The organism is Adlercreutzia mucosicola DSM 19490 (assembly GCF_000422625.1).
GTDB classification, from domain to species: domain Bacteria; phylum Actinomycetota; class Coriobacteriia; order Coriobacteriales; family Eggerthellaceae; genus Adlercreutzia; species Adlercreutzia mucosicola.
On the sequence record NZ_AUGK01000003.1, the window covers coordinates 36,976 to 58,685 of the forward strand.

The window sequence follows — 21,710 nt, forward strand, 5'->3', positions numbered from 1 at the left end:
CTCCGATGATCGATATATTTGAAAGCACAGCCCAGGCGCGCCCTGATTCGGTGTTCTTTTCCTATGTCGATCGTCGGGGTGAGGAGACGTCCTACACCTATCGCGAGACGCGGCTGCTGGCGGCCCAGCTGGCGCGGCGCCTGCGCGATAAGGGGGTGTTCCCCGGCGACATGGTGGCGGTGGATCTGCCGAACTGTCCCATGTATGTGTTTCTGACCTTGGCTGCGGCTTACGGGTCGTTCGGGCTGGTGGCGCTGAACCATCGTCTGACGGCGGCGGAGAAGCTGACGCGCATCCTGGAGCTGGAGCGCTGCGGTGTGCGTATCGCCTATCGCATCGATGGCGAATCGGAGCCGCGCCTGTTCGAGCAGGTGTGCAACTCGCTGCTGCGCGGCGAGCGCGGCGGCCGCGTGGACGACTCGCTGGGCGGGTCGGTGGAGGACGCCATTCACTTCGCGGAACGGGCGGCGCACATTTTCGATCCCGATCAGCGGGCGCTGCTCATGTTCACGTCGGGCACCTCGGGCAAGCCCAAGGGGGCCGAGCTGACCTGGAGCAATCTGGTGGAGTCGGCGGGGGCGTCGAACCGCGTGCTGGCGGGGCGCCATGGCAGTCGCGGCCTGTGGCAGGCGGTGTTGCCCCTGTTCCATGTGGGCGGCTTCCAGGTGCTGGTGCGCAGCGTGTGCAGCCGCTGGCCCCTGCGACTGTACGAGGGGTTTGACGCCGCGCGCATTCTGGAGGATGCGGCGGTGCACCACGTCACGCATATCTCTGTGGTTGACAAAATGCTGCAGGACATGTTGAACGTGCAACTGTCGTGGGAGCGGGCGGCGCGGCGGAAGGGCGCGACGGGTGTGGACGCGGCTGCCGGGGCGGTTGCGCCTGCGGGCGCGGCTGCGGGCGGCCCGGGCGCGGCTGCGACGCGGGGCAGTCTGGACCAGTACCAGTGCGTGCTGCTCGGTGGCGGCCCGCTGAACGCGAACACGGTGCGTCGCGCCCTGGCGGTGAAAGCGCGGGTGTATGCCAGCTACGGCATGACCGAAACCTCGAGCCAGGTGGCGAACACCCTGATCACATCCCAGTTCACGGGCGGACTGCGCCTGCTACCCGGTTATTCCGCCCGTATCGTGGACCCCGATGAAGGCGGTTTCGGCCGCTTGGCCTTGCGCGGCCCCGGGGTGTTCGGCGGTTATGCCAACGCGCGGGCGGCTTTCACCGTGGACGGCTTTTTCCTGACTGGTGACACGGCGGCCCTGCACGAGGGCTGCCTGTACATTCGCGAGCGTACCGCCGACATGTTCGTCTCGGGCGGCGAGAACGTGTACCCCGCTGAGATCGTGGACGCCCTCGTGCGCATTCCCGGCATCTCGGACGCCTACGTGTTCGGTGTGCCCGACGCTCGCTGGGGGCGTCGCCCCGCTGCCGTGGTGGAATTGGCCCCGGGCGCGCCGCCGCTCAGCGTGGCCTCCATTCGCCAGGCGCTGTCCAAGCGGCTGTCGCGCCTGTACATACCCGAGCAAATCTGCATCGTGAACGAGATGCCGCGTGCGGGCATCGGCAAGATTGATCGCGCTGCCTGCGAGGGGCTGTTCCGCCAGCATATCGACATCGCGCGCGTGGTGCTGCATCGGGTGCGCTTGCCGTTTTCCAAGCCATTCAAAACGCCGAAGGAGACACTGACCTACCGCGAGCTGATCTTAGTGGAGGTGGTGGACAAGAAGGGTCGCGTGGGCTTGGGCGAGTGCACCGCCTTCGACACCGACTGGTATCTGCCCGAAACTTTGGAAGAGGACCTGCGAGTGCTGCGCGAGCTTTTGGCGCCCCAGGTGATCGCGCGCACCTACCTGCATCCGCGCGAGGTGTCGGGCGACTTCGCCGCGCTGGAGGGGGCCGCAGCCTTCCCCATGGCGTGCAGCGCGCTGGAGATGGCCTGTTGGGACCTGTACGGCAAGATCACCGAGGCCCCGCTATGGGCGCTGATCGGCGAGGAGTTCGATCATATCAGTCGCGCCGCCACCTTCCGCGACGGAGAGCCGCCAGCGGTGGGAAAGGCATCGGTGCCCTACCGCTCGCCTGCGCGCCAGGTGTACAGCGGTGCGGTGGTGGGGTTGGGCACGCCGGCTCAAACGGTGGAGGACGTGCGCGCCTGCGTGCGCCAGGGCTACCAGCGCATCAAGCTGAAGGTGGCTCCGGGCAAGGGGCTTCCGGCGGTGCGCGCCGTGCGGCGGGCCTTCCCCGATCTGCTGATCACGCTGGATGCGAACCAGAGTTTTAGCCTGCATCATATGGCCGAGCTGCGCGCCTACGATCAGCTGGATATCGGCTGGATCGAAGAGCCGCTGAACCTGAGCGCGGCCGGGGTGAGCCGTCATGAGAACGCGTTCGCGCGGCTGGCGTCGTTCCAGCACACGCTGGCCATGCCCATCTGCGTAGACGAATCGTTCGTGAACCGCCATGAGGCCACCTGGCTGTTCGACTATCCCGAACTGCGTTGTGCCATGGTGAAGATCGGGAAGTTCGGCGGCATACAGCCGGCCTTGGAGTTCGTGCATCGGGCGTTGTCCGAAGGGCGCGAGGTGTGCATGAGCGGGATGTACGACACGGGTATCTCGCGTTTCGCTCACGCGGCTTTTCAGACGCTGCCCGGGGTGGTCATCCCCGGCGATTTGGGGGCGACTGACCGCTATTTCGACATCGATCTGACCGAGCCGGCCTACGAGGTGCCCGATGGGATTATCACGCTGAACGCCCCTGGTCACGAAAGCGGCATCGGCTGCGATCTGGTTCCCCGCGCCCTGGCCGAGGTGCGCCAGCGCCGCTTCGTGGTAGAAGCCGGAAGCGCAAGCGCCGCTCCCGTTGTCCCGTAAGGCGGGCTTCAGCTCGGCCGCGCAATGCCGGGCGAGGCAGAGCGGGACGGCCCGTAGGGCGGGCTTCAGGCCGCCCGCAAGAGACGTGAGATGTCGGCGACGCCCCCTCCCCCGTAGGGGCGGGCTTCAGCTCGGCCGAGCAACCACGATGGTGTGCCCGCCAAATCATCGCGCCGCGGGGCCCCTCCGCAAGCTGTCCCTTCCGTTTTCTGGCTTGAAAAACACGGTTTCGGGGACGAACTCGGCTCAAGCAGAACTCGCGGTCGCTCTTCACCAGGGAAGACGTCGTGAGGGCAAGACGCGCGGGGCCCGTTGTCCCGCAGGAACGGCCTTTGGCCCTCCCGCAAGAGGTTTTCCATCCCCGAAAGCGTGATTTTCAAGCCAATTAACCGTTGGGCAACATTCGTCCGCATGCACCATTTATACTGACTCCGTAAGGCAATCTTTCTGAGACGGAGGATTTTCGTGGGCGGCTTTTTCGGAGCAGTTTCCCGGCGCGACGTGGTGCTGGATGTGTTTTTCGGCGTGGATTATCACTCTCATCTGGGAACACGGCGTGCAGGCATGATCGTGCACGACCACGAGAGCGGCTTCCAGCGTCAGATTCACTCCATTGAGAACACCCCCTTCCGCACGAAGTTCGAAGACGACATCGTGCGCTTCCACGGCACGAGCGCGGTGGGTTGCATCTCCGACGCCGATCCGCAGCCGCTGTTGGTGAGGTCGCACTTGGGCACCTTTGCCATTACCACTATTGGGGCTATCAATAACGCCGAGGAGCTGGTGGAAGAGTACTTCTCGGGCCGCAATAGCCAGTTCATGGCGCTTAGTTCGGGCGCGGTGAACGCGACGGAACTGGTGGCGGCGCTCATCAACCAGAAGGACAATCTGGTGGCTGGCATTCAGTACGCCCAGTCGAAGGTGGATGGGTCGCTCACGCTGCTCATCATGACCGATGCGGGCGACCTCATTGCGGCCCGTGACTTCATGGGGCGCCTGCCCGTGCTGGTGGGGCGCGACGAGAACGGCCATTGCGTGGCCTTCGAGAGCTTTGCCTACCACAAGCTGGGCTACCATGACGAGTACGAGCTGGGGCCGGCCGAGATCGTACGGCTGACGCCCGATGCCATCGAAGTGCTCTCGCCGGCGCGCGACGAGATGAAGATGTGCGCCTTCATGTGGGTGTACTACGGCTACCCCAATTCCAACTACGAGGGCATGAACGTGGAAGTTATGCGCTATCGCAACGGCGCCATCATGGCCCGCGACGAGGCGGCCCGCGGCGCGCAGCCCCAGGTGGATTACGTGGCCGGCGTGCCCGACTCCGGCGTGCCCCATGCCATTGGGTACTCCACGGAAAGCGGCATGCCCTTCGGGCGCCCCTTCATCAAGTACACGCCCACCTGGCCGCGCTCGTTCATGCCGGCCAACCAGGATCTGCGCAACAAGATTGCCAACATGAAGCAGGTGCCGGTGCCCGAGCTCATCCGCGACAAGAAGCTGCTGTTCGTGGACGATTCCATCGTGCGCGGCACCCAGCTGCGCGAGACGGTGAACTTCCTGTACGATTCGGGTGCGGCTGAGGTGCACATGCGCAGCGCCTGCCCGCCCATCATGTACAGCTGCAAGTACCTGAGCTTCTCGTCGAGCAAGTCCGATATGGATCTGATCGCCCGCCGCGTGGTGGATTCGCTGGAAGGCGAAGAGGGCGTGGCGCATCTGGACGAGTACGCCGATGCCACCACCGAGCGCGGAGCGTGCCTGCTGAAGACCATCTGCGAGGACATGGGCTTCGACTCTTTGAGCTACCAGAGCCTGACCGGCATGATCGAGGCCATCGGCATCGACCCGGAGAAGATCTGCACCTACTGCTGGGACGGCCGGGAGTAAAAGTTCATTTCTGCATTCACGACCGTAGTGCTGTTCTCAAAGGAGCCGACCCAGGTTGGCTCCTTTTTTGCGGCACTCTCGATCCGCTCTCTATTCACTCTCTATTCACTCTCGAAAATGCTCTCGATAGAGAGTGCGACTTCGAGAGTGAATAGAGAGCGGATCGAGAGCGGCTGGAATATCGCACCGCCTATGCCGTGATCGGCCCTTGCTCGTTGGCTTGCGCGCCCTACCGCAGGGCGGCATCGGCTTCGTCAAGTTCAAGGGCGGCGGCTTCGGCTGCCGCTTTTGCTTGGAGGGTATAATCCTGGCTGGCTGGAGCGGTGAGGCCCTCACCCCGTTCCACGGCCTTCTTCTCGGCTCGCAGGGGCAGGTATTCGCTGATGACGATGCCAGCGAAGATGAGGGCGAAGCCGGCGAACGACGAGAGGGTGAGCACTTCGCCGAGCAGCAGGATGGAGAACGTGACGCCGAAGACCGATTCGGTGGCCAGAAACAGCGACGCCTGGGCGGGATCGACCCGGGCCACGGCCATGTTCTGGAGGCCCAGGGCCACACAGCTGGCGAATACCGTGATGTAGACAAGGCTGATCCACGTGTCGGCGCCGAGGGCTGCGAAGTGCGGCGTGGGCTCGGTGGCGGCGCCGACGATGAGGCCGAGGATGCCGGCGGTGACGAACTGGATGACCGTGAGCAGCGTCATGGAGCGGCCCGGGGCGTACTTCGCCGTGTACAGCACGTGCAGGCTGAGGAAGAACGCCGAGGCCAGGGTGATGAGGTCGCCGAAGCGCAGCGAGAAGGCGCCGGCGCCGCCGTAGGCCACGCAGGCAACGCCCGCAACGCAGAGCAGAGCGGCGGCGATGTTGAACCGGGTGGGCCGCTTCGCGATGATGATCCAGCCGAGGAACGGGATGATGACCACATAGAGCGTGGTGAGAAACGAGCTGTTGGAGGCTGTGGTGTCGGTAAGCCCGGTGGAGTTGCACCAGTAGGAGGCGAACAGGAGCGCGCCGAGCACGGCGCCGTCGCGCAGGTGCCCGCGCTTGTTGCGGGCGTAGGCCTGGCGAATGCGCGGCAGGGTGACGGCTCCTAAGATGAGGCCGGCCCCCAGGAAGCGCACGCCGACGAGCCACGAGGGCGGGAAGGCGTCGACGGTGGACTTGATGACCACGGTGCCCATGCCCCAAATGGCTGCCGACAGGAGCAGCGCGGCCTTGTAGACCCACGGGGGCACGTTGGTATGTCGCATGAGGGAAACCATAGCCGCTGCATCATAGCACGGACGAGCAGTTTCAGGATTTTGGGACAAAAAGGCCTCGAGTGAGCGGCGCGCGCTGTTTTTAGGCTGATTTTCGGGCGTAAAAGAAGGAATATGGGCTGCCGCATCGGTTGAAATTAACGAATAACAGATATTCCGAGAGAAAATATCGCAAAAGCGAGCTCACTCGAGGCCTTTTTGTCCAGTAAAGCGGATTCTGCTCATCTCCAAAGATCAAGCGGAAGCTTTTGTGTGCAGGAATTGTGCTGTCATTGGCGTAGGGAATTTCTTTCTTGCAATTGGCTGGGGTTAGAGTAATATATATCCTTGCCTTTGAGAGGCAACCCATTGCGGGGTGGAGCAGTCTGGTCAGCTCGTCGGGCTCATAACCCGAAGGTCGGTGGTTCAAATCCGCCCCCCGCGACCAAGAAACTTGAGGTCGGCAGTGTAAAGCTGCCGACTTTTTTGTACTTCTGGGGTTATAGGACAAAAAAGGGTTAAGGCGGGTTAAGGCGGGTTAAGGCTCAAAAAGTGTGCTCCTAGCATTATTCACTGTCTGTACCGGGTTGGCATATGGAACTCGCCCCAGTTGATTCCTGACCCGTATTCCTCAGGCGCCCCATCGTCTCGCTTGCGCTTTTTGGAAGTTGATGCGAAAAGTCCTTCCACCTGGTCATCGGTCGGCATTACGCGCAGGATATCAGCTGGGGGCAAAGGGCTTTCTGTGTGCATATAGCACCACCAAAAAATCGCCTTGATGCGCCTGATCGTCGAGAGCCCTCGATGCAATCGGAGCACCTCGCGAAGCTGCGCGTTCGCGCTGCCCTCGATCATGTTGTTGGTGGAGTCCCATTCGCCCCCTCGCTCTTCGGACATTTCGACGAAGGTGAAGAGCTCGCCCGACCCCACAGGCTTGCTGGGCGCTCGCCTCGCCTTGCGAAGGCGCTCGTGGACATACTGCTTGCGCCCGTCCCCCAAGGTGAACTCCCGCAAGAACTTCTCCCATTTAGAGCACCACATCGCATAGTCGGCAAGCCATTGCACTGCGGCATTGGCGTCCTTTGCCTTGGATAGGCGGCGGGCAAGGGAGTAGAGCTCGATGCCCGCGTCGAGCTTCGGGCGGCTCGTCGTGCATCTCCTCACCTGGCAGAAGGCGTGGAAGGTGCAGCGCTGGATGCGCGTTGCCGGCCATATCGCGCTCGCCGCCTTCGCGAATCCGGGCGCTCCGTCTGTTACCGCCATGGCGGGCGCGGGCATTCTCATCATGAGGGCCGCCCACGCGCTTGCGCATTCGGATCGCGCCAGATGCCATGCCAGCACGTGCTCCCTCGTGCAGGCTATGAGCACGACCGCATCCCGCCCGATCCAGATGCCGTCCAAGAAGACGGCGTCGCAGACCTCGCCCGTGAACGGGGCGATCGGCCATATGCGCCAAAACTCCCTCGTCATCCTTTTGAATGTCGCGCGAGAGCATCCCATGTCCGCTTGCGTCGCCTTCGAGAAGAGCCATCTCAGGAACATGTCGAGGCGCTTGGCGCGGGAGTCTATCTTGCGAACCGAGGAGCAGCCGCAGGCGCTGCAGCGCCATCTCTGTCTGCCGGAGGACGTCGTTCCGTTCTTGCGCATCGGGCGATCGCAGATCTCGCATTTTGGGTTGTTCACTATCCGATCCCGTCTCGAGGCAACTTCTCTTTTGGAAAAGCTTGCCTGAGCGGGCGTGTCAATATCTACACGAGCACGCTTTTTGAGCCAGTGAAAAGTTGCGGGGAGACAACTTGGAACGGTGATTTACGGAGAACTACCTCACGATTGTTTACCAAAAGGAGCACGCTTTTTGAGCCATAACCCTATTTGGAACCCTGAGGAAAAGGCAAGCGCACTTACAGCGCTCCTGCGCGATAGGCTCGGATGGCGGCGAGGGTCGCATCGGCGAAGTGCTGGATGGCGTCCACTTGAACCCAGCGGCCATCTTCCCGATAGCGCAGGGAATGCCCTCGGCTGCGGCCAACGCGCAGGTGTCCGATGGAGAGGGTCACGTTGCCGGGGATCTCCCGGGTGTCGACGTGGGTACTGATGCTCGAGCCACCCAGGGCCCAGGCGGCGAGGCCGGCGTCTGAAAGGCTGCCTGTTTCCTGATAGACGGCCAAGGCCGCCATGGCGCCGAAGCCGTCGTCCTTCTCCTCCGTTTGGCAAACGTGCCTCTCGGTGCGTCCCAGCAGGCCGGCGCACACGATGTGGGATTGCCTCGTGAAGTAGTAGCGCTCGCCGTTAACCGCGATTCCCCAGGCGAAGACCTCCCACGTGCCGGTTCCGTCCTTCGCCTGAAAACATGCGAGTGCTTGCTGTGCATCCATGAATCCGTCCTTTCGGAATTGCGCCATGGCGCGATTGGCGCGATTCTCACGGGCGTGCCGGAGCGATAGCGGCGCCTCGGTTTTAGCTTCGGTCGAAGAGAGGGCTTTTGGAGCTGATGCCCACGGGGATGGCGTACACCTGCCTTACTCCCTCCCCGAGCAGGCCCAGGGGGGCGGCGGTGCCGGCGGAGAACATGATGCGGGTGTCCACCCCATACAGCTGGGCGCGGGACACAGCGGAGCCGAGAGCGATACCCACATCCACGGCGTTAATCTCGCAAGGGACTTCCGCGGGCTTCTGGCCGCAGGTGGGAAAGCCGCAGTAGCCGCAGTTCAGACCCTGCATCTTGGTGCGCGTTCCCGCGAGCACGACGCATTGGCTGCGCCGCACGCAGCCAGCATCGCGCCGGAAGAACCGGTGCCCGCGCTCCTGGCCGATGGCTTCCATGGCGCAGGCCAGCGCCTCCTGCTCGTCGCCGTCTACCACGGCGCATTCCACGATGTCGACGCCCTTGCCCTTGGGGGCCGTCCGCGCTGCCACGCACATCTTCTGGACAATATCCAACGCCTGGTTCCGCCGCAGCTCGCGTTCGTTGTAGACCATGGTCGCCTCGCTTTCGTTTCAGAAGAGTTGTCAGGGCAGTTTTTCTCAAAATAACGGAATTGTCGGGAACTAGGCAAACGCATCAAGATTCTGTTCTATCAGTTTATTAAAAAGGTTCACAAATTTCGATATGTCGCCAAAATAGTTGGGATAAAGGGCCGCGAGCTTTTCAATTGACGCTCCTCGAAGGAGGACAAGGTTGTGGGCGCGCTTCTCGGGGTCGTCCTCGTTGCTGAAATAGGCCTCAAATGCTTCTTCAGGGCTGAGTTTTGTCAGAACGATCATTTGCTCTGCCGGATCAAAGTCTACCAAGCAGTAATCGGAAGCTGCAAGAGCGGGATGGCCTCCTACTACATACACTGACTGCGAGGCGGCCGAGAGCATCTTGAGAATAGACAAGGTGGAACGAAGGCTGCCACTTTCGTCCCCAAGAGAGCGGATTGACGTGCGATCCACTTCACCCGATTCTTCAATTTGTCGAAGTAGCGCAGAGACTTTCTGGAAAAAGATATTTGAACGATTTTCTCCCTCGCCAAACTTTAGTCGATCATTGGCTACGGCGTCGTACATTTCCACGGCGGTGGCCCAAGCGTGCTGATATTCCGTTCTAACCTGCAACTCGGCGGTAAGTTTATAGCCGTGCTGCTCGTCGTGGTAGCGAAAAAGCATATGGCGTCCACGATAGCCGCTTTCTTTAGGGGAGGCTATGTAATTGTGGCGATCCGACCAGCTGTTGTCGCATTCTGCAATAGCAGATAGCTGGAGGCAAAGTTTTTCCTGAGCAGCCAAATTGGGAACGATAATGCGGCAACCTGCTATGTCGTCCATGGCGGCCAGATTCGCAATAGCTTGTCGTCGAGTCATTTTGTCAATGATGGTGTCTAGCTTTTTTATGCGCCCGGCTATAAGGAAGCTGGGGGAGTTTCCGATTGTGCGGTTCAGTTCTTCGAGGAGACGCTGCAAAGGCAGGCGATGACAATCGCGCCAGAAATTAACGACCGCTTCTGCTTCTCTGCGTTCTTGGAAAGAACTCGCAGGGTCGATAATTGCTTTACCGGCCCTGCGAACATCCTTCTTGGAATAGTGGGTCATCGCGCGGCGAAAAGAGGATTGGCGCCCGTGCCCACTGCATAAAAGCTACGTATAGCGGCATTGGTGATCTCATTATGGGAACGGGCGGAGGGAGAAAGTCCCTCGCGGGCCTTTACCCACGGAACCTCGGAGTGAGTGAGTTCGCTGAGCTCAGATCCCGTTTTAGAACGAAACGCCTGCAACGCACGGCGTATCGAGACAACCTCGCTCGTCGTGAGCTTTTCACCCGGGGCATAGGGGGCAAAGTGACCGTGCGCAACAACGAAAGAGTGGCGATGCTTGCTGAAAAGCTCTGGGAACACGGGGCCGTTAGCCCACGCCTCAACTCGGGAGTTAACAAGGGGTGAGCCGTAATGAACGAGATGATATGCGTGGCTGTAGAAAATTATCTTCTGCAGTTTCATGGTGGAGGAGGTATCCAAATCGTTAAGAATAAACTCGGCAACATCGAAAATATTTGCCATGATAGCCTCCTTCCTTAAGATGCTTAACATTCTACTACGGGCTCCATGGCAATGTATCGCAAAATCCTGCAGCAGCAGCGAAGAGTTTCTAGAAGTGAGGCATCTCGACAACTTGCCTCGGCGGGGAACAGCTAAGTTCAGCGGAAGAATCGTTGTCGATGATCCCTGTTTGGCGATGTGACAGGGTGCTTTTGCAGAACAAGAAGAGCCGAAGGGGGGTCGCGCGAAGAAGCAGCGGCCCCTAGGTGGAGAGGCAGAGGCGCTCGGCTAGCCCCGTTTGTTGCGCCGGTACACCCGGCTGCGACCGTTGCCGTGAGGTACGAGATGCCCTTGTTCCGTGAGCTCTTTGATGGCTCGTTGGGCGGTTCGGCGCGAAGGCGCGGAGCACGAGGCCTTCTTCCAGCTCGGGGTCTCGGCCCGTATACAAACGTGAGCTTTTGAACAGCTTCCGAGTGCCGCTGCCCAGCTCCTCGGCTAAGCCGATATGCGAAAAGAACGACGCGATGAGCGGATTTTTCGGCAGCGGGCTGAAGGTGTCGGGCTCCAGGGGACTCTCGAATGAGACGCGGCTCGCGTTTTCGGTGCGAATGCCCTCGCGGCCGATAACGACTTTGGCGGGAAAGGGGCTCGTGAACTCCCGGTGAACAAGGCAGTTGACCAAAAGCTCACGCAGGATAGTGTCGCGGGGGCTCACAGCGTAGTCCCCTTCCACAGCGAACCGGTCGGGCAGGTGTTTGTGCCCGAAATCGGCAAGAAGGCGGTAGGCGTCCTGAAGATTAGTGGTCACGATCAGACGGTCGTCGTAGCGCTCCTCGTCGTGGGTGCGTACGAGGGCGTCGGTCTTGTAGACGGGACAGAGCGAGCGGATAGCGTCGTCCTTTCCCAGCAGGATGATGGCAGCCAGGTTGTATCCCACCTTCCCTGTGGCGTAGTCCTTCCCGAAGAGCCCCGCTGATTCCACCAGCTGCTCGTTGGCCATAGCGCCCCACGGGTGATCCCTTTCAGAATTGCGCCATGGCGCGATTGGCGCGATTCTTCGGGTCGTATCGCCTACTTCAGGTAGCGGGTGGAATAGTTGTCGAGGTGCTTGCCGATGTGCGAGACGATGATACGGCCGGTCTCTTCGTCGAAGACGAAGTAGAGGCGCAGGCTGTTGGGGCTAGCGTCGTCGTTTCCCTTTGCCAGGTGGGCCTCCGCGTTGATGGCGCGGCCCTGGTAGGTGTCCTGGTACTGGGCCATGAGCCGGCTGTCCTTGCGGGTCATCTTCCCCGCGCCGCGCTTCAGCTCGAAGGCCGATTGGCTGTTGAACTTCTTGGCGTAGTCGCCGGCATCGTGGGAGGCGAAGAGGGGGTATGCGATAGCGCACAGGTCGTGCAGGGCGTTCCAGACCAACGCCGGCTCCGTGATGCAATCGCCCAGCGACTGATAGGCGCGATCGGTGAAATCGACGCGATCGCCGTGGTGCGCACAGAAGAGCCGAAGGATATCTTCATAGGGCAGCGGCCAGCAGTGCAGGTCGTTGGCGCTTTCTGTCTGTCGTCCCGCCCGGCTGAGCTGGCCCTCGAGGGTCGTCGCCTTCGCCTGGGCCAGGTACAGCTCGCTTTCGAGCTCGTCGTTGCGGGCCTTCAGTTGGTCGTTCTCGTGGTGCAGCTCCTCCAGAAGATCGACGGCGACGGCCTTCTCCTCTTCGGCCGCCTCCACCATGTCCAGGGCTTCCGAGACGGATTCGTCCTTCACCTGCTTCGTGTGGATGAGCCAGGCGCGGCGCCGCTTCACTCCGTCGGCCCGCAGCATGGTCTCGTAGAAGTGCACGTCCTGGGCCAGCGCCCGCCGCAGGATGCCGATGAAGGCCTCCTCACCCATGGCCTCGATGTCTCGGGCCGGGAAGAAGCGGTGGCGGCCCGCGTCGCCGGGCTCTTCCACGCGTGGACGGCCGGTGTATACGCGTACGGTGCCATGACAGCAGCGAAAGGCCAGGTCGGGAATGCATGCGCACATCTCCTGGGTGAATGCCCCGTCCTGGGAATAGCACACGAAGGCCGAGGGGCCCAAGGCCGCGGCCACCCGTTTCGGGTCTACGGCGAAGGAAGGTTCGTCGCTGCCGGGCTCGAAACGGGGGCTGATGTACACGAGGGGCGTCTCCCGCTCGCCATCGGCGATGAGGTTCCACAGATCTTTGAACTGCCCCACGTGCAGCAAGGTGGGCTCAAGGGACAAAGGCCGGCCCGAGGCGGTGCTGACAAGGCGATCGTTTTCCAGAATGGTCTGGATGAAGCCGGGGAAAGTGAGCGAGGGCTCGGGCTGGCAGGGACCGAGGAAGCCCGGCGTGTCGCCATAGGACAGGGCGACGGCCACCGAGCCTGCATCTACGGCCGTCCAGGCGAAGAAGATCTCGGTCGTCCAGTGGCGCGGGGCCGCACCGGGCTCCTCGGCGATCTCCTCGATGGTGAGGGCCCAGTGGTTCCCTCCGTCTTCCAGGCACAGCTCCGAACGGAAACGGACGGGGCAGCTTTCCTGGAAGGGCACGCGGCCTGTTCGCTTGAGGGCGCTCCAGAAGGCCGCTTCCCGGGGAAGGGCCGGGTACTTGCGCGTGGCCCACGCCCGCAGGCTGCACAGAAGGCTCCACAGGGCATCGTCGCCCTCATCCGTCGTGCGAATGTCGAAGGAGGTTTTGTAGAACATGGTCTTGTTCAGATCGTGCATGAGGACCTCTTCTCGGTGCGATCCTGCCCAGCGGTTAAGACGACGATTTCCATAATAATAGGATGCGGCCGGCGGCCTCAAGAGATTCTGGGGCGAAGGGAGCGTTTGGGAGCGCAGCTACGAAACGGTGCCGACGATGGACGGGCAGCCCCCGTGTCGAGGGCTCGTCGCGAGGCCGTTCTGCGGCCGTTCGCCAATCCTAGCGGCGATCGAAGAACGGGCTCTTGGAGCTGATGCTTATGGGAATGGCGTAGGTTTGAGCCACGTCGTCACCCAGCAGGCGCAGGCGGTCGGCGGCGGTGCCGGCGCTGAACATCACGCGGGTGTCTACACAGTAGTCGGCGGCTTTGGCGCAGGCGACGCCTAGGGCGATGCCCACGTCGATGGAGTTCACTTCGCAGGGCACGCCGACCGCGCGCTCGCCGCAGCGGGCGAAGCCGCAACGCCCGCAGTTAAGTCCCTGGGCCTGCTCGCGTGTGCCCACAAGCACTACGGCCAGGCTGTTTCGCACGCAGCCGGCGTCGCGCAGGAAGAACTGATGCCCCCGCTCTTCCCCGATGGCCTCCATGGTGCAGGCGAGGGTTTCCAAGTCGTCGCCGTCGATCACGGCACATTCCACGACATCGATGCCCTTGCCCTTCGGCGCCGTCCGTGCGGCCACCAGCATCTTCTGGGCGATATCCAAAGCCTGGGTCTGTCGCAGGTCGCGTTCGTTGTAGAGCATGGGTCCTCCTCAGGTCCAAAGGGTGCAGGCTCATCTTACACCGATGCCCGGTCCGCGGCGAGGGAGGGAATCGCCGCAGACCGGGCCGGGGAGGATAAAGGGAGAGTGGAGGGAGAGTGGAGGGAGAGACAATCCCCCGGAAGGGAGAGGCAATCCCCCGGAAGGCTCTCGTAGGGGCGGCCTTCAGGCCGCCTGCGGGTGCGGTAGTTGCCAGATGGGTCACGGTTGACAACGGGCGACCGTGCCGGCGGCCGGGGTCGCGTACCATGGCGCCATGGCCTTATTTGAAGTTGAACATATCGGGGTACGGTATCATCGCAGCGGCGAGCCCTTCGTGCCGTTCTCAGACGTGAGTTTCTCGCTAGAAGCCGGCTGCCTGTACAACCTGACGGGTCCGTCGGGGTCGGGGAAGTCGACGCTGTTGAATGCCTGCGCGCTGATGATTCCGCGCTCGGGCGGCACCCTATCGCTGGCGGGCGTGCCCTGTCGGCAGTTTCGCCCGGCCCAGTGGCGCCGCCGGGTGTGTCTCGTGCCCCAGGCCTCGGCGCTCGTGCCGGGCACGGTGCGCGACAACCTGCTGTTCCCCTGGACGCTGAAGGTGAACGCCGGCACGCCGCCGCCGAGCGATGAGGTGCTGCGTGCGCTGTTGTCGCTGGCGATGCTGGATGGGGTGGGGCTCGATCACGCCGCGGCCCAGCTGTCGGGCGGCCAGCAGGCGCGGGTGGCGCTGTTGCGGGCCTTCACGACGCGGCCGACAGTGATGCTGCTGGACGAAGTGGAGGCCGCGTTGGACGAGCAATCGGCCGTGGCCGTGAGCCGGCTGACGCGCGCCCTGCTCACAAGCGGCACCACCTGTCTGCGCATTCGCCATCGGGCCGAAGACGGCTACGCCTACGGGGTGTTCACCCTGGACGGCGGCACGATGAGCTACCAGCAGAACCCCTTGACGGCCGACAACGCCCCTGTCACCGACGATGTCTCAGCCCACGATATGGGTGTCTTCCAGATACTGGCATCGCTTGCTCCCACGCCTCCTGCTCCTGCGATGAACGCAAGGCCAAGTGCCTCGGTCGTTGGCCGCTCGGCCGCGTCCGATGGAGCTTCGGCGGCTTCCACGGCAGCCAGCGCGGTCGGCCCCGCCGCCTCTCCGAAGGAGAGGTCGCGATGACGGGTGGCGTGGTGAACATCGGCTACGTGGAACTGGTGGCAGCCAGCTTGCTGATGCTGGTGGCCGGCGTGGTGTCGTGGCGGCTGCGGCTGGGCCAGACGCGGCGCATCGCCATCTCCACGGTGCGCGCGTTTCTGCAGCTGCTGGCCATGGGCCTTCTGCTGGTGTACCTGTTCCAGTACCAAACTTGGTGGCTTGTGTGCCTGGTGCTACTGGGCATGTGCATCGCGGCCACGCAGATCGCCGTGGGGCGCACGAAGAACGTGGTGCGCGGGCTGTGGGTGGACACGTTTCTGTCCATCACGGTGTCGTCGATCGTCATCGCCCTGGTGGTCGTGGAGTGCATCATCCATGCCGATCCGTGGTACAGCGCCAAGGAGATGATCCCCATTTCCGGCATGATTCTGGGCAATACCCTGGCCTCGGCAGCCGTGGCCATCGATCGGCTGTTCGCCAGCATGGACGCGCGGTCGAACGAGATCTATATGATGGTGGCCCTGGGCGCCACGCCGCGGGAGGCGGCCTTCCCGTCGATCAAGGCGGCTGTGGGTGCGGGCATGACGCCCGAGCTGGCACGGCTGTCGGCGGCGGGCATCGTGCAGATTCCCGGCATGATGTCGGGGCAGATTCTGGCCGGGGCCGATCCTGTCATCGCGGCGAAATACCAGATCGTCGTGCTGCTGATGATCTCGGCGGCCACGACGTTGTCCATCGTCATGATGTGCTTCCTCGCCTACAAGAAGCGCTTTGCGGCCGAGGGCTATTACTTGGATGCGGCCCTGCGCGACGATGGCGCGGGGAGGGGCCAAGGGTAGGGAAAGTGCCGGCGCGGCCGAGATACGACCGTGGTCCGCGCCCAATTGTGAAGCCCCGCTGACGTTTTGGCATCTTCGGTGGCGCGCGGCAGCGAGACGTGGTTACCTAAAGGGGAAAGATTCGCGCTACTGAAAGCAAGGAGCCGTTCTATGGCTGAAACGACATCGCAGCCTCCCTTCGACACGTTCATCTTCGATTTGGATGGCACGCTGCTCGATACCCTCGATGACCTGGTGGTGCTCACGAACGACGTCCTGGCGGCGTCGGGCATGCCGCCGCGTACGCGGGAGGAGATTAACTCTTACGTGGGCAACGGCGCTATGGCGCTCATTCGCCAGGCAGTGCCCGCGGGCACGTCCGACGAAGAGGCCGAACAGGTGCGCCGGCGTTGGACGTCGCTGTACGGCGACTATCCCAACGACCTGACCCATCCCTACGAGGGGGTGGAGTCGATGTTGGCCGACCTGCGGGTCGCGGAGTGCAAGCTGGGCATTCTGTCCAACAAGTTCGACGGCGGCGTGCAGTTCATCGTGAAGAAGTGTCTGGACGGGATGGCCGATGCGGTTCACGGGGAAGGCGGCCCGCAGAACTTCCCGCGCAAGCCCGACCCCACCGGGCTGCTGGCGACTATTGAAGAGCTGGGGAGCACGCCGGCGCGCACGGCCTACGTGGGCGACTCGCCGGGCGATATCCACGTGGCGCGCAACGCCGGCTGCTATGCCATTGGCGTGACCTGGGGCTATCACGAGCCTGGTGACTTCGCTGCCGAAGGCTGGGAGCCCGATCTGCTGGTGGATCATCCGGCGCAGATCACGGCCTTGGCCCCCGAGGCGCAATAGCCGTGACGAGGCGCGCGAAGCTCGTCGCTGCCTGGGGCGCCGTGGCGCTGTGGGCGGCGTTCATCTTTCTCATGTCCGCCCATACGGGCAGCGACTTGGATGACGGTTCGGGCCTGGTGGCCCAGATCAAGCGCTGGCTGTCGGCCCTGGCCGCGCCCGTGTTCGGCCCGGATACCGATGTGGTGTCGGTGGCGGCGCACTTCAGCGAATATGTGGTGCTTGGCGCGCTGCTGTTCGTGGCGCTGTGGCAAACCCGCCCCGATGCCCGATGGGCGCTGCTGGTCGCGGCGGCCATCGGGCTGGCCAGCCTGTACGGCGCCAGCGACGAGTTCCACCAGCTGTTCGTGCCCGGGCGCCTGTGCGATCCGGCCGATTGGCTGACCGATACCCTGGGTGCCGCCCTGGGAGTGGGCGCATCTGCCCTGGTGGTACGGGGCAGGTAGGGAAGCAGCTCGCAGTCCCCCGCGCGACAGCCGGCCCCGCGCTCGGGCAGGGCCGGCTTGAGGGAGGGCTAAGCGCTCAGCTCGGCGAGGGCCTTGCCGGTCAAGCGTCCCATGGTAAGGGCGCTGGAATTCGAGCAATGGCGCACGAAGCTGCGGTTGTACATGAATCGGTGCGTGCACTCGCCCACCACGTACAGGCCCGTGATGGCGCTCTCGTCGGCCCGGACGGCCTGGCAGTCGGCGTTGGTCTTCACGCCGCCCATGGTGGCCACATAGGAAGGCACGTAGCTGACCAGGTAATAGGGGCCGCTTGCGTAAGCCGTCAACTTTTCGGCGGTCTTGCCGAAGGCCTCGTCTGCGCCCGACTCGGCGACTGCTTGGTAGGCGGCGAACGTCTCGGGCAGAGCTGGCAGCTGAGCCGTTTCGGCCAGGGCCTCGATGGTGTCGGCCTTGAGCAGGCCGTCGGTTCCCACGCCCTTCTCCAGAACGGCGACGACCTCGCCGTCGGAGCTATCGAACAGCGCGAAGTAGGGGGCAGCGTCGCGATCGGCCATGGTGGTGGCCAGGGCGATGGGCGGCAGCGCCTCGTTGATGAACCGCTCGCCCGCCGCATCCACGATCAGCTTGGTGGCGGTGGCGCCGCCCTCCAGGGCCTTTCCGTGAATCGACTGATCGCACAGCAGCTCGAAGTCGGGATCCACTGCGGTCAGGGCGCGGGCGGGCACGATAACGTTGGGGATCACCCAGCAGTCCTCATATAGGGCGGCGTCCACGGCCTTCGCCATGGTCATGCCGTCGCCAGTGTTCATGGCGTTGCCCTGGTACTGGAAGCCGATCTTGTTGATGGTGGGCACCAGCTCGTCGCAGTAGGCCTCGCTCGCGCCGAAGCCGCCCGTGGCCAGCACGACCACCGGAGCACGCAGCTCGCTTTCCGCGCCGTCATCGACGCGCACGCCCACCACGGCGTCGCCCTCGGTGATCAATTCCAGCGCTTCGGTGGACAGGCGCAGGTCAACGCCGAGGTTGTCGAGGGCGTGCACCATCTGTTCGACCACAAAGGCGCCGGGCAGCGTGTCGCTAAGGTTGCTCGCGTCGGGCTTCACTGTGTCGGTGCCCACCATTTCTTTGGTGAAGGACTGCTGGAAATCTACCCCGAGCTCTTCCATCCAGGCGATGGTCTCGCAGCTTGCGGCCATGAGCGCCTTCACACGGTCGTAATCGGGGTAGGGCGCGTCCACCTTGCCGGTTTCCGTGGCCTTGGTGTAGCGGGCGATGAAGTCGTCCATGGTGTCCTCGGGGCCATCCTGGAACTGCCAGAACTCCTCGTTATCGGCGATCTGCAGAATGGAGACGTTGCCCATGGAGGTCTGAAACGTGGAACCGGCGAAGGGCGCCTTGTCGATGAGGATGACCGACGCGCCGTTCTCGGCAGCGGAGCGCGCGCAGGCCATGCCCGACAGGCCGGCTCCGATGATAATCAGGTCGGCGTCAGGGCCGACGGCTGTCTCGCCGGCGTTGTCCGTTTCGGCGGTGTCGGTCTTGCTCGCGCAACCGCCCAGGGCGATGGAGGCGCCTAGTATGGATGCGCCGATGCAGAAGGCTCTGCGGCTCAGATGGGTTGGGGTCATGGTTCCTCCCTCTTGTAGGTGATGCTCTCATCCCCCGTTTAACGGGACCGCTCGGGGGCATCGACATCATGGAAAAGAGGTGATGAAGCTTTGTCGCACGAATCGATTCCCTTGTCCCTCGAAAGGGATGACAAGCGAGGATTGACGGGTTTTAACTGCGGCTTCTTCCCTCGTCCTCCTCGCTGCCTTCGTTATAATCACTTGGAAGCGAAAGCCTCTGAGGGGGATCGGGGATGGAACAGCTGCGGGAACACAAACTGCGCGTGATCGCCGCCGTGGCGGTGGTGGGCTTCGGTCTGCTTCAGGGCGCGCGGTTGCTCGACGGAGGATCGGGCCCCTATAGTCAGGACGAGTTCGCCCTTTACGGGCTGCTCGTCGACGGCCTTACCTTCCTTACCGTGGCGCTGCTGTCCTACTTCGCGAAAATCGAGCGGCCCGATACGCTGTTCGTCGTGGGCGTGTCGGCAACCGTTGCCTATGTGCTGCTTGCCGTGGTTGGCCCCGTATCGATGCTGTGGATGCTGGTGAAACAGACCTGCGCCGGCATTAGCTGGGCCACGAACATCTTGTGCTGGATGTACGTGTTCACCTGCTACCGCCCGCGCATCGCGCTGCTGATGATCGCCTTGGGCTACGCGGTGGATGTGGCCATCCAGCCGCTGCTGGGCGATCTGGGAACTGCGCCTTTGGTGTTCGTGCCCGTGTATCTGCTCTCGGTGTTCCTGCTGTGGCTGTGCCTGCGGAAGTCCGATGCCGTGGCCGCGGCTATGCATGAGCCCTCTATTCCGAAGACGACGCTGCAAGAAGCCTTCTCCCGTACGCGCCGCGCCATCGTGGCCACCTTTGCGTTCTCGTTCGTGTGCGGCTTCGTCGTGGAATCGGACGCTCTTTTGGCGGGTGCGTTGTATTCCCAGACCGTTCTCACGGCATGGATGTGCTTGGGGGTGGCAGTGGTCATGGTGCTGCTGCTTTCTCTGTTTCGGGTGCGTAAGGTGAACATGGATTACATTTCGCCCGTGGCCGCCATCTGTATTGCCACGGTGCTGGCCCTGCGCTTCTTCGGGGTGGGGGACGTGGCGTTCTCGGGCGGTCTTATGACGGCGACGCTGATTTCGTTCTACGTGTTTCTGTGGCTCATGTTCGTCAGCGAGGCTTTCGAGCGCACCTTGCCGGCGTTCTTTCTGTTGGGCCTCGCCCTGGCGGTCGCGCGCATCTCGGTGGCCTGCGGTCGCTTCAGCGCCCTCGTGGCGAGCAGCGTGATGCCGCTGGATGAGACGGCCATCATCGTGGCGATGATGTGGGCGCTGGTCATAACGGTGTCGGGGGTGTTTATTGCCCAGCGTAGCTATGTGGCCAAACTTGGTCGCCGCGCCTACGATGTGGCGGAAGGCGAGCGGGGCGGTACGGGGCTGGCGGCGGTGGCTGGGCAGGAGTCAGAAGGCGGCGTGTCGGGTGATGCCGCCGCGCTGGGAAGCGCCATGGCAGCAGGTACCGACGCGGGCCTTCTGGACGTCTCGGCCCAAGAGCGGGCGCTGGAGCGGCTTATGGCCGAAGGCGGCCTGTCCGCGCGGGAGAGCGATATTCTGCGCGATTTCGCCACGGGGCGCACGGCGCGCTATATAGCCGACTGGTATCTCATTTCCGAGCACACGGTGAAGACGCACTTGCGTCGTGCTTATGCGAAGCTCGATGTGCACTCGCGCCAGGAGCTGCTCGATCGCATGGATGAGATAGTGGCTGAGGAATACCGCCAGCAGGCGATGCGCCGCCACGGGCTATAAGCGACGCAGGCCGTTCCAGGCGGCCATGGTGATGCAGCTGGGCACCACTTTCCCCACGAGGCGCAGGGCCGCCGATTGGGGGCTGGCGCAGGCGACGGCCAGGTGCGCGCGGTTGGCGCCCAGGGTGCGGCGCACCACGGTGGCGGCGTCTTGCTCGCCGAGCAGGTGGCCCACATCCTGGTCGCCGCCCGAGGCGCGGGCCACCTTTTCGAAACCGGTTTTCACCCAGGTGGGGCACAGGGCCGTGGCGGTGATGCCCGTGCCGTGCAGCTCCCAGCGCAAGGCGCGGGTGTAGCGCAGCACGAAGGCCTTGCTGGCGGCGTATACATTCATATGGGGCAGGGGAACGAAGGCGGCGGCCGAGGCCACCTGGATGATGCGACTGCCGCGCCCCATGAAAGGCAGCGCGCTGTGGGTCATATCCACCAGGGCGCGGCAGTTCAAATCGATCATGGCGTTCACGGCACCTTCGGAGATGGTCTGCCAGTCGCCAAACTTGCCGAAACCGGCTGCGTTCACGAGGAAGGTGACGCGGGGCTGTTCGGCGGCCAGTTGGGCGCGCACCGAGGCGACGCCCTCGGGATGGGCCAGGTTGGCTGCCATGATGCGGCACGGCGTGTCCAACGAGGCGGCCACGGCGGCCAGGGATTCCTCGTTGCGGGCGATCAGCCACAGCTCGTCGGCCACCTGCAGGCTGTCCAGCTGGCGCGCGAACTCGCGCCCCAGGCCCGACGAGGCTCCGGTGATGAGGGCCACCCGCTTGGGAGCGTCGGGGGTAATAGGGGCGTCGGCATGGGGGCGCATATCGACGTAAGCGCCGGCATCGATGGCCGGCAGAGGTTGCGCAGTCCGCGCATTGTCGGCCATGGTGGCGTCATCCTGTGCCTGAATCGTGGCGGCGTTCGCTGTCGCTGAATTGCTCATAGAGCCCCTTCCGTTGCGTTCCGTGAGTTTAACCTATCAGCAAGAAGGACGTCTTCGTCCGGGAAGTAGCTAATTGTTGCAATGATGTCGCTCTCTAGGTTTTCTGACAGCTCTCTCAGTGCACTCTCTAACTCTCCAATGAACTCTCTAAAACT

The 21,710-nt window shown here is 63.2% G+C and carries 18 protein-coding genes and 1 tRNA gene; 8 read left to right on the forward strand and 11 right to left on the reverse strand.

Translation table 11 applies throughout. From position 1 onward, the window contains the following. The first annotated feature begins 5 nt into the window (after positions 1–5). Positions 6–2,867 (forward strand): AMP-binding protein, encoded by a 2,862-nt coding sequence (locus G503_RS12815; RefSeq protein WP_051190769.1) that lies wholly within the window; start codon positions 6–8, stop codon positions 2,865–2,867. 465 nt (positions 2,868–3,332) lie between these two features. Continuing rightward, positions 3,333–4,757, forward strand: a complete 1,425-nt coding sequence (locus tag G503_RS0100165; RefSeq protein WP_028025991.1) for an amidophosphoribosyltransferase — start codon at positions 3,333–3,335, stop codon at positions 4,755–4,757. 229 nt (positions 4,758–4,986) lie between these two features. Here G503_RS0100165 and G503_RS12820 read toward each other — a convergent pair whose 3' ends face one another. Further along, on the reverse strand, positions 4,987–6,006 hold the full coding sequence (locus G503_RS12820; protein ID WP_235715451.1) for a DMT family transporter: 1,020 nt from the start codon (positions 6,004–6,006) through the stop codon (positions 4,987–4,989). 358 nt (positions 6,007–6,364) lie between these two features. Between G503_RS12820 and G503_RS0100175 the strand changes: the two genes are divergently transcribed. Continuing rightward, a tRNA-Met gene (locus tag G503_RS0100175) sits at positions 6,365–6,442 on the forward strand. Positions 6,443–6,564: 122 nt separating this feature from the next. On the opposite strand, the gene G503_RS16140 is transcribed toward G503_RS0100175, so the two are convergent. From G503_RS16140 to G503_RS0100215, 8 genes are all read right to left on the reverse strand, one after another. After that, the gene (locus G503_RS16140; RefSeq protein WP_235715461.1) at positions 6,565–7,641 is read right to left on the reverse strand and encodes an IS1249 family transposase; all 1,077 of its coding nucleotides are present in this window, start codon (positions 7,639–7,641) and stop codon (positions 6,565–6,567) included. A 254-nt stretch (positions 7,642–7,895) separates the two neighbouring features. After that, entirely contained in the window at positions 7,896–8,369 is a 474-nt protein-coding gene (locus G503_RS0100185) for a hypothetical protein (RefSeq protein WP_028025993.1), read from the reverse strand. 82 nt (positions 8,370–8,451) lie between these two features. Beyond that, positions 8,452–8,973 carry a ferredoxin domain-containing protein gene (locus G503_RS0100190; RefSeq protein ID WP_028025994.1) on the reverse strand — a complete coding sequence of 174 codons (522 nt, stop codon included), beginning with the start codon at positions 8,971–8,973 and terminating at the stop codon, positions 8,452–8,454. Positions 8,974–9,042: 69 nt separating this feature from the next. Next, positions 9,043–10,065 carry a RelA/SpoT domain-containing protein gene (locus tag G503_RS15830; protein WP_084636166.1) on the reverse strand — a complete coding sequence of 341 codons (1,023 nt, stop codon included), beginning with the start codon at positions 10,063–10,065 and terminating at the stop codon, positions 9,043–9,045. Next, on the reverse strand, positions 10,062–10,529 hold the full coding sequence (locus G503_RS12825; RefSeq protein WP_035021200.1) for a Panacea domain-containing protein: 468 nt from the start codon (positions 10,527–10,529) through the stop codon (positions 10,062–10,064). The genes G503_RS15830 and G503_RS12825 overlap by 4 nt, the downstream gene beginning before the upstream one ends. 241 nt (positions 10,530–10,770) lie before the next feature. Further along, complete coding sequence (locus G503_RS12830) at positions 10,771–11,508, reverse strand: putative DNA binding domain-containing protein (protein WP_051190773.1); 738 nt, start codon at positions 11,506–11,508, stop codon at positions 10,771–10,773. Positions 11,509–11,579: 71 nt separating this feature from the next. Beyond that, positions 11,580–13,232: a hypothetical protein gene (locus tag G503_RS0100210; protein ID WP_028025996.1), complete on the reverse strand. Its 1,653-nt coding sequence runs from the start codon at positions 13,230–13,232 to the stop codon at positions 11,580–11,582. Positions 13,233–13,431: 199 nt separating this feature from the next. Beyond that, a complete protein-coding gene (locus G503_RS0100215; RefSeq protein WP_028025997.1) occupies positions 13,432–13,956 on the reverse strand; it encodes a ferredoxin domain-containing protein in 525 nt (174 codons plus the stop codon). 274 nt (positions 13,957–14,230) lie between these two features. Here G503_RS0100215 and G503_RS12835 point away from each other — a divergent pair, with 274 nt between their 5' ends. The 4 genes from G503_RS12835 to G503_RS0100235 all read left to right on the forward strand — a co-directional run bounded on the left by G503_RS12835 (position 14,231) and on the right by G503_RS0100235 (position 17,222). Next, the gene (locus G503_RS12835) at positions 14,231–15,124 is read left to right on the forward strand and encodes an ABC transporter ATP-binding protein (RefSeq protein WP_156891831.1); all 894 of its coding nucleotides are present in this window, start codon (positions 14,231–14,233) and stop codon (positions 15,122–15,124) included. Continuing rightward, positions 15,121–15,939: an ABC transporter permease gene (locus tag G503_RS0100225; protein WP_028025998.1), complete on the forward strand. Its 819-nt coding sequence runs from the start codon at positions 15,121–15,123 to the stop codon at positions 15,937–15,939. The genes G503_RS12835 and G503_RS0100225 overlap by 4 nt, the downstream gene beginning before the upstream one ends. Positions 15,940–16,089: 150 nt before the next feature. Next, the gene (locus tag G503_RS12840) at positions 16,090–16,779 is read left to right on the forward strand and encodes an HAD family hydrolase (protein ID WP_035021203.1); all 690 of its coding nucleotides are present in this window, start codon (positions 16,090–16,092) and stop codon (positions 16,777–16,779) included. Positions 16,780–16,781: 2 nt separating this feature from the next. Continuing rightward, positions 16,782–17,222, forward strand: coding sequence for a VanZ family protein (locus tag G503_RS0100235; protein ID WP_235715452.1), 441 nt, complete (start codon positions 16,782–16,784; stop codon positions 17,220–17,222). 68 nt (positions 17,223–17,290) lie between these two features. On the opposite strand, the gene G503_RS0100240 is transcribed toward G503_RS0100235, so the two are convergent. Then, complete coding sequence (locus G503_RS0100240) at positions 17,291–18,850, reverse strand: FAD-dependent oxidoreductase (RefSeq protein ID WP_035021205.1); 1,560 nt, start codon at positions 18,848–18,850, stop codon at positions 17,291–17,293. A gap of 233 nt (positions 18,851–19,083) precedes the next feature. On the opposite strand from G503_RS0100240, the gene G503_RS12845 reads away from it, so the two are divergent. Further along, on the forward strand, positions 19,084–20,631 hold the full coding sequence (locus G503_RS12845) for a response regulator transcription factor (protein ID WP_051190775.1): 1,548 nt from the start codon (positions 19,084–19,086) through the stop codon (positions 20,629–20,631). Here the strand turns inward: G503_RS12845 and G503_RS0100250 are convergent. Next, entirely contained in the window at positions 20,626–21,555 is a 930-nt protein-coding gene (locus G503_RS0100250) for an SDR family NAD(P)-dependent oxidoreductase (RefSeq protein ID WP_051190776.1), read from the reverse strand. The genes G503_RS12845 and G503_RS0100250 overlap by 6 nt on opposite strands. Positions 21,556–21,710: the final 155 nt, after the last annotated feature.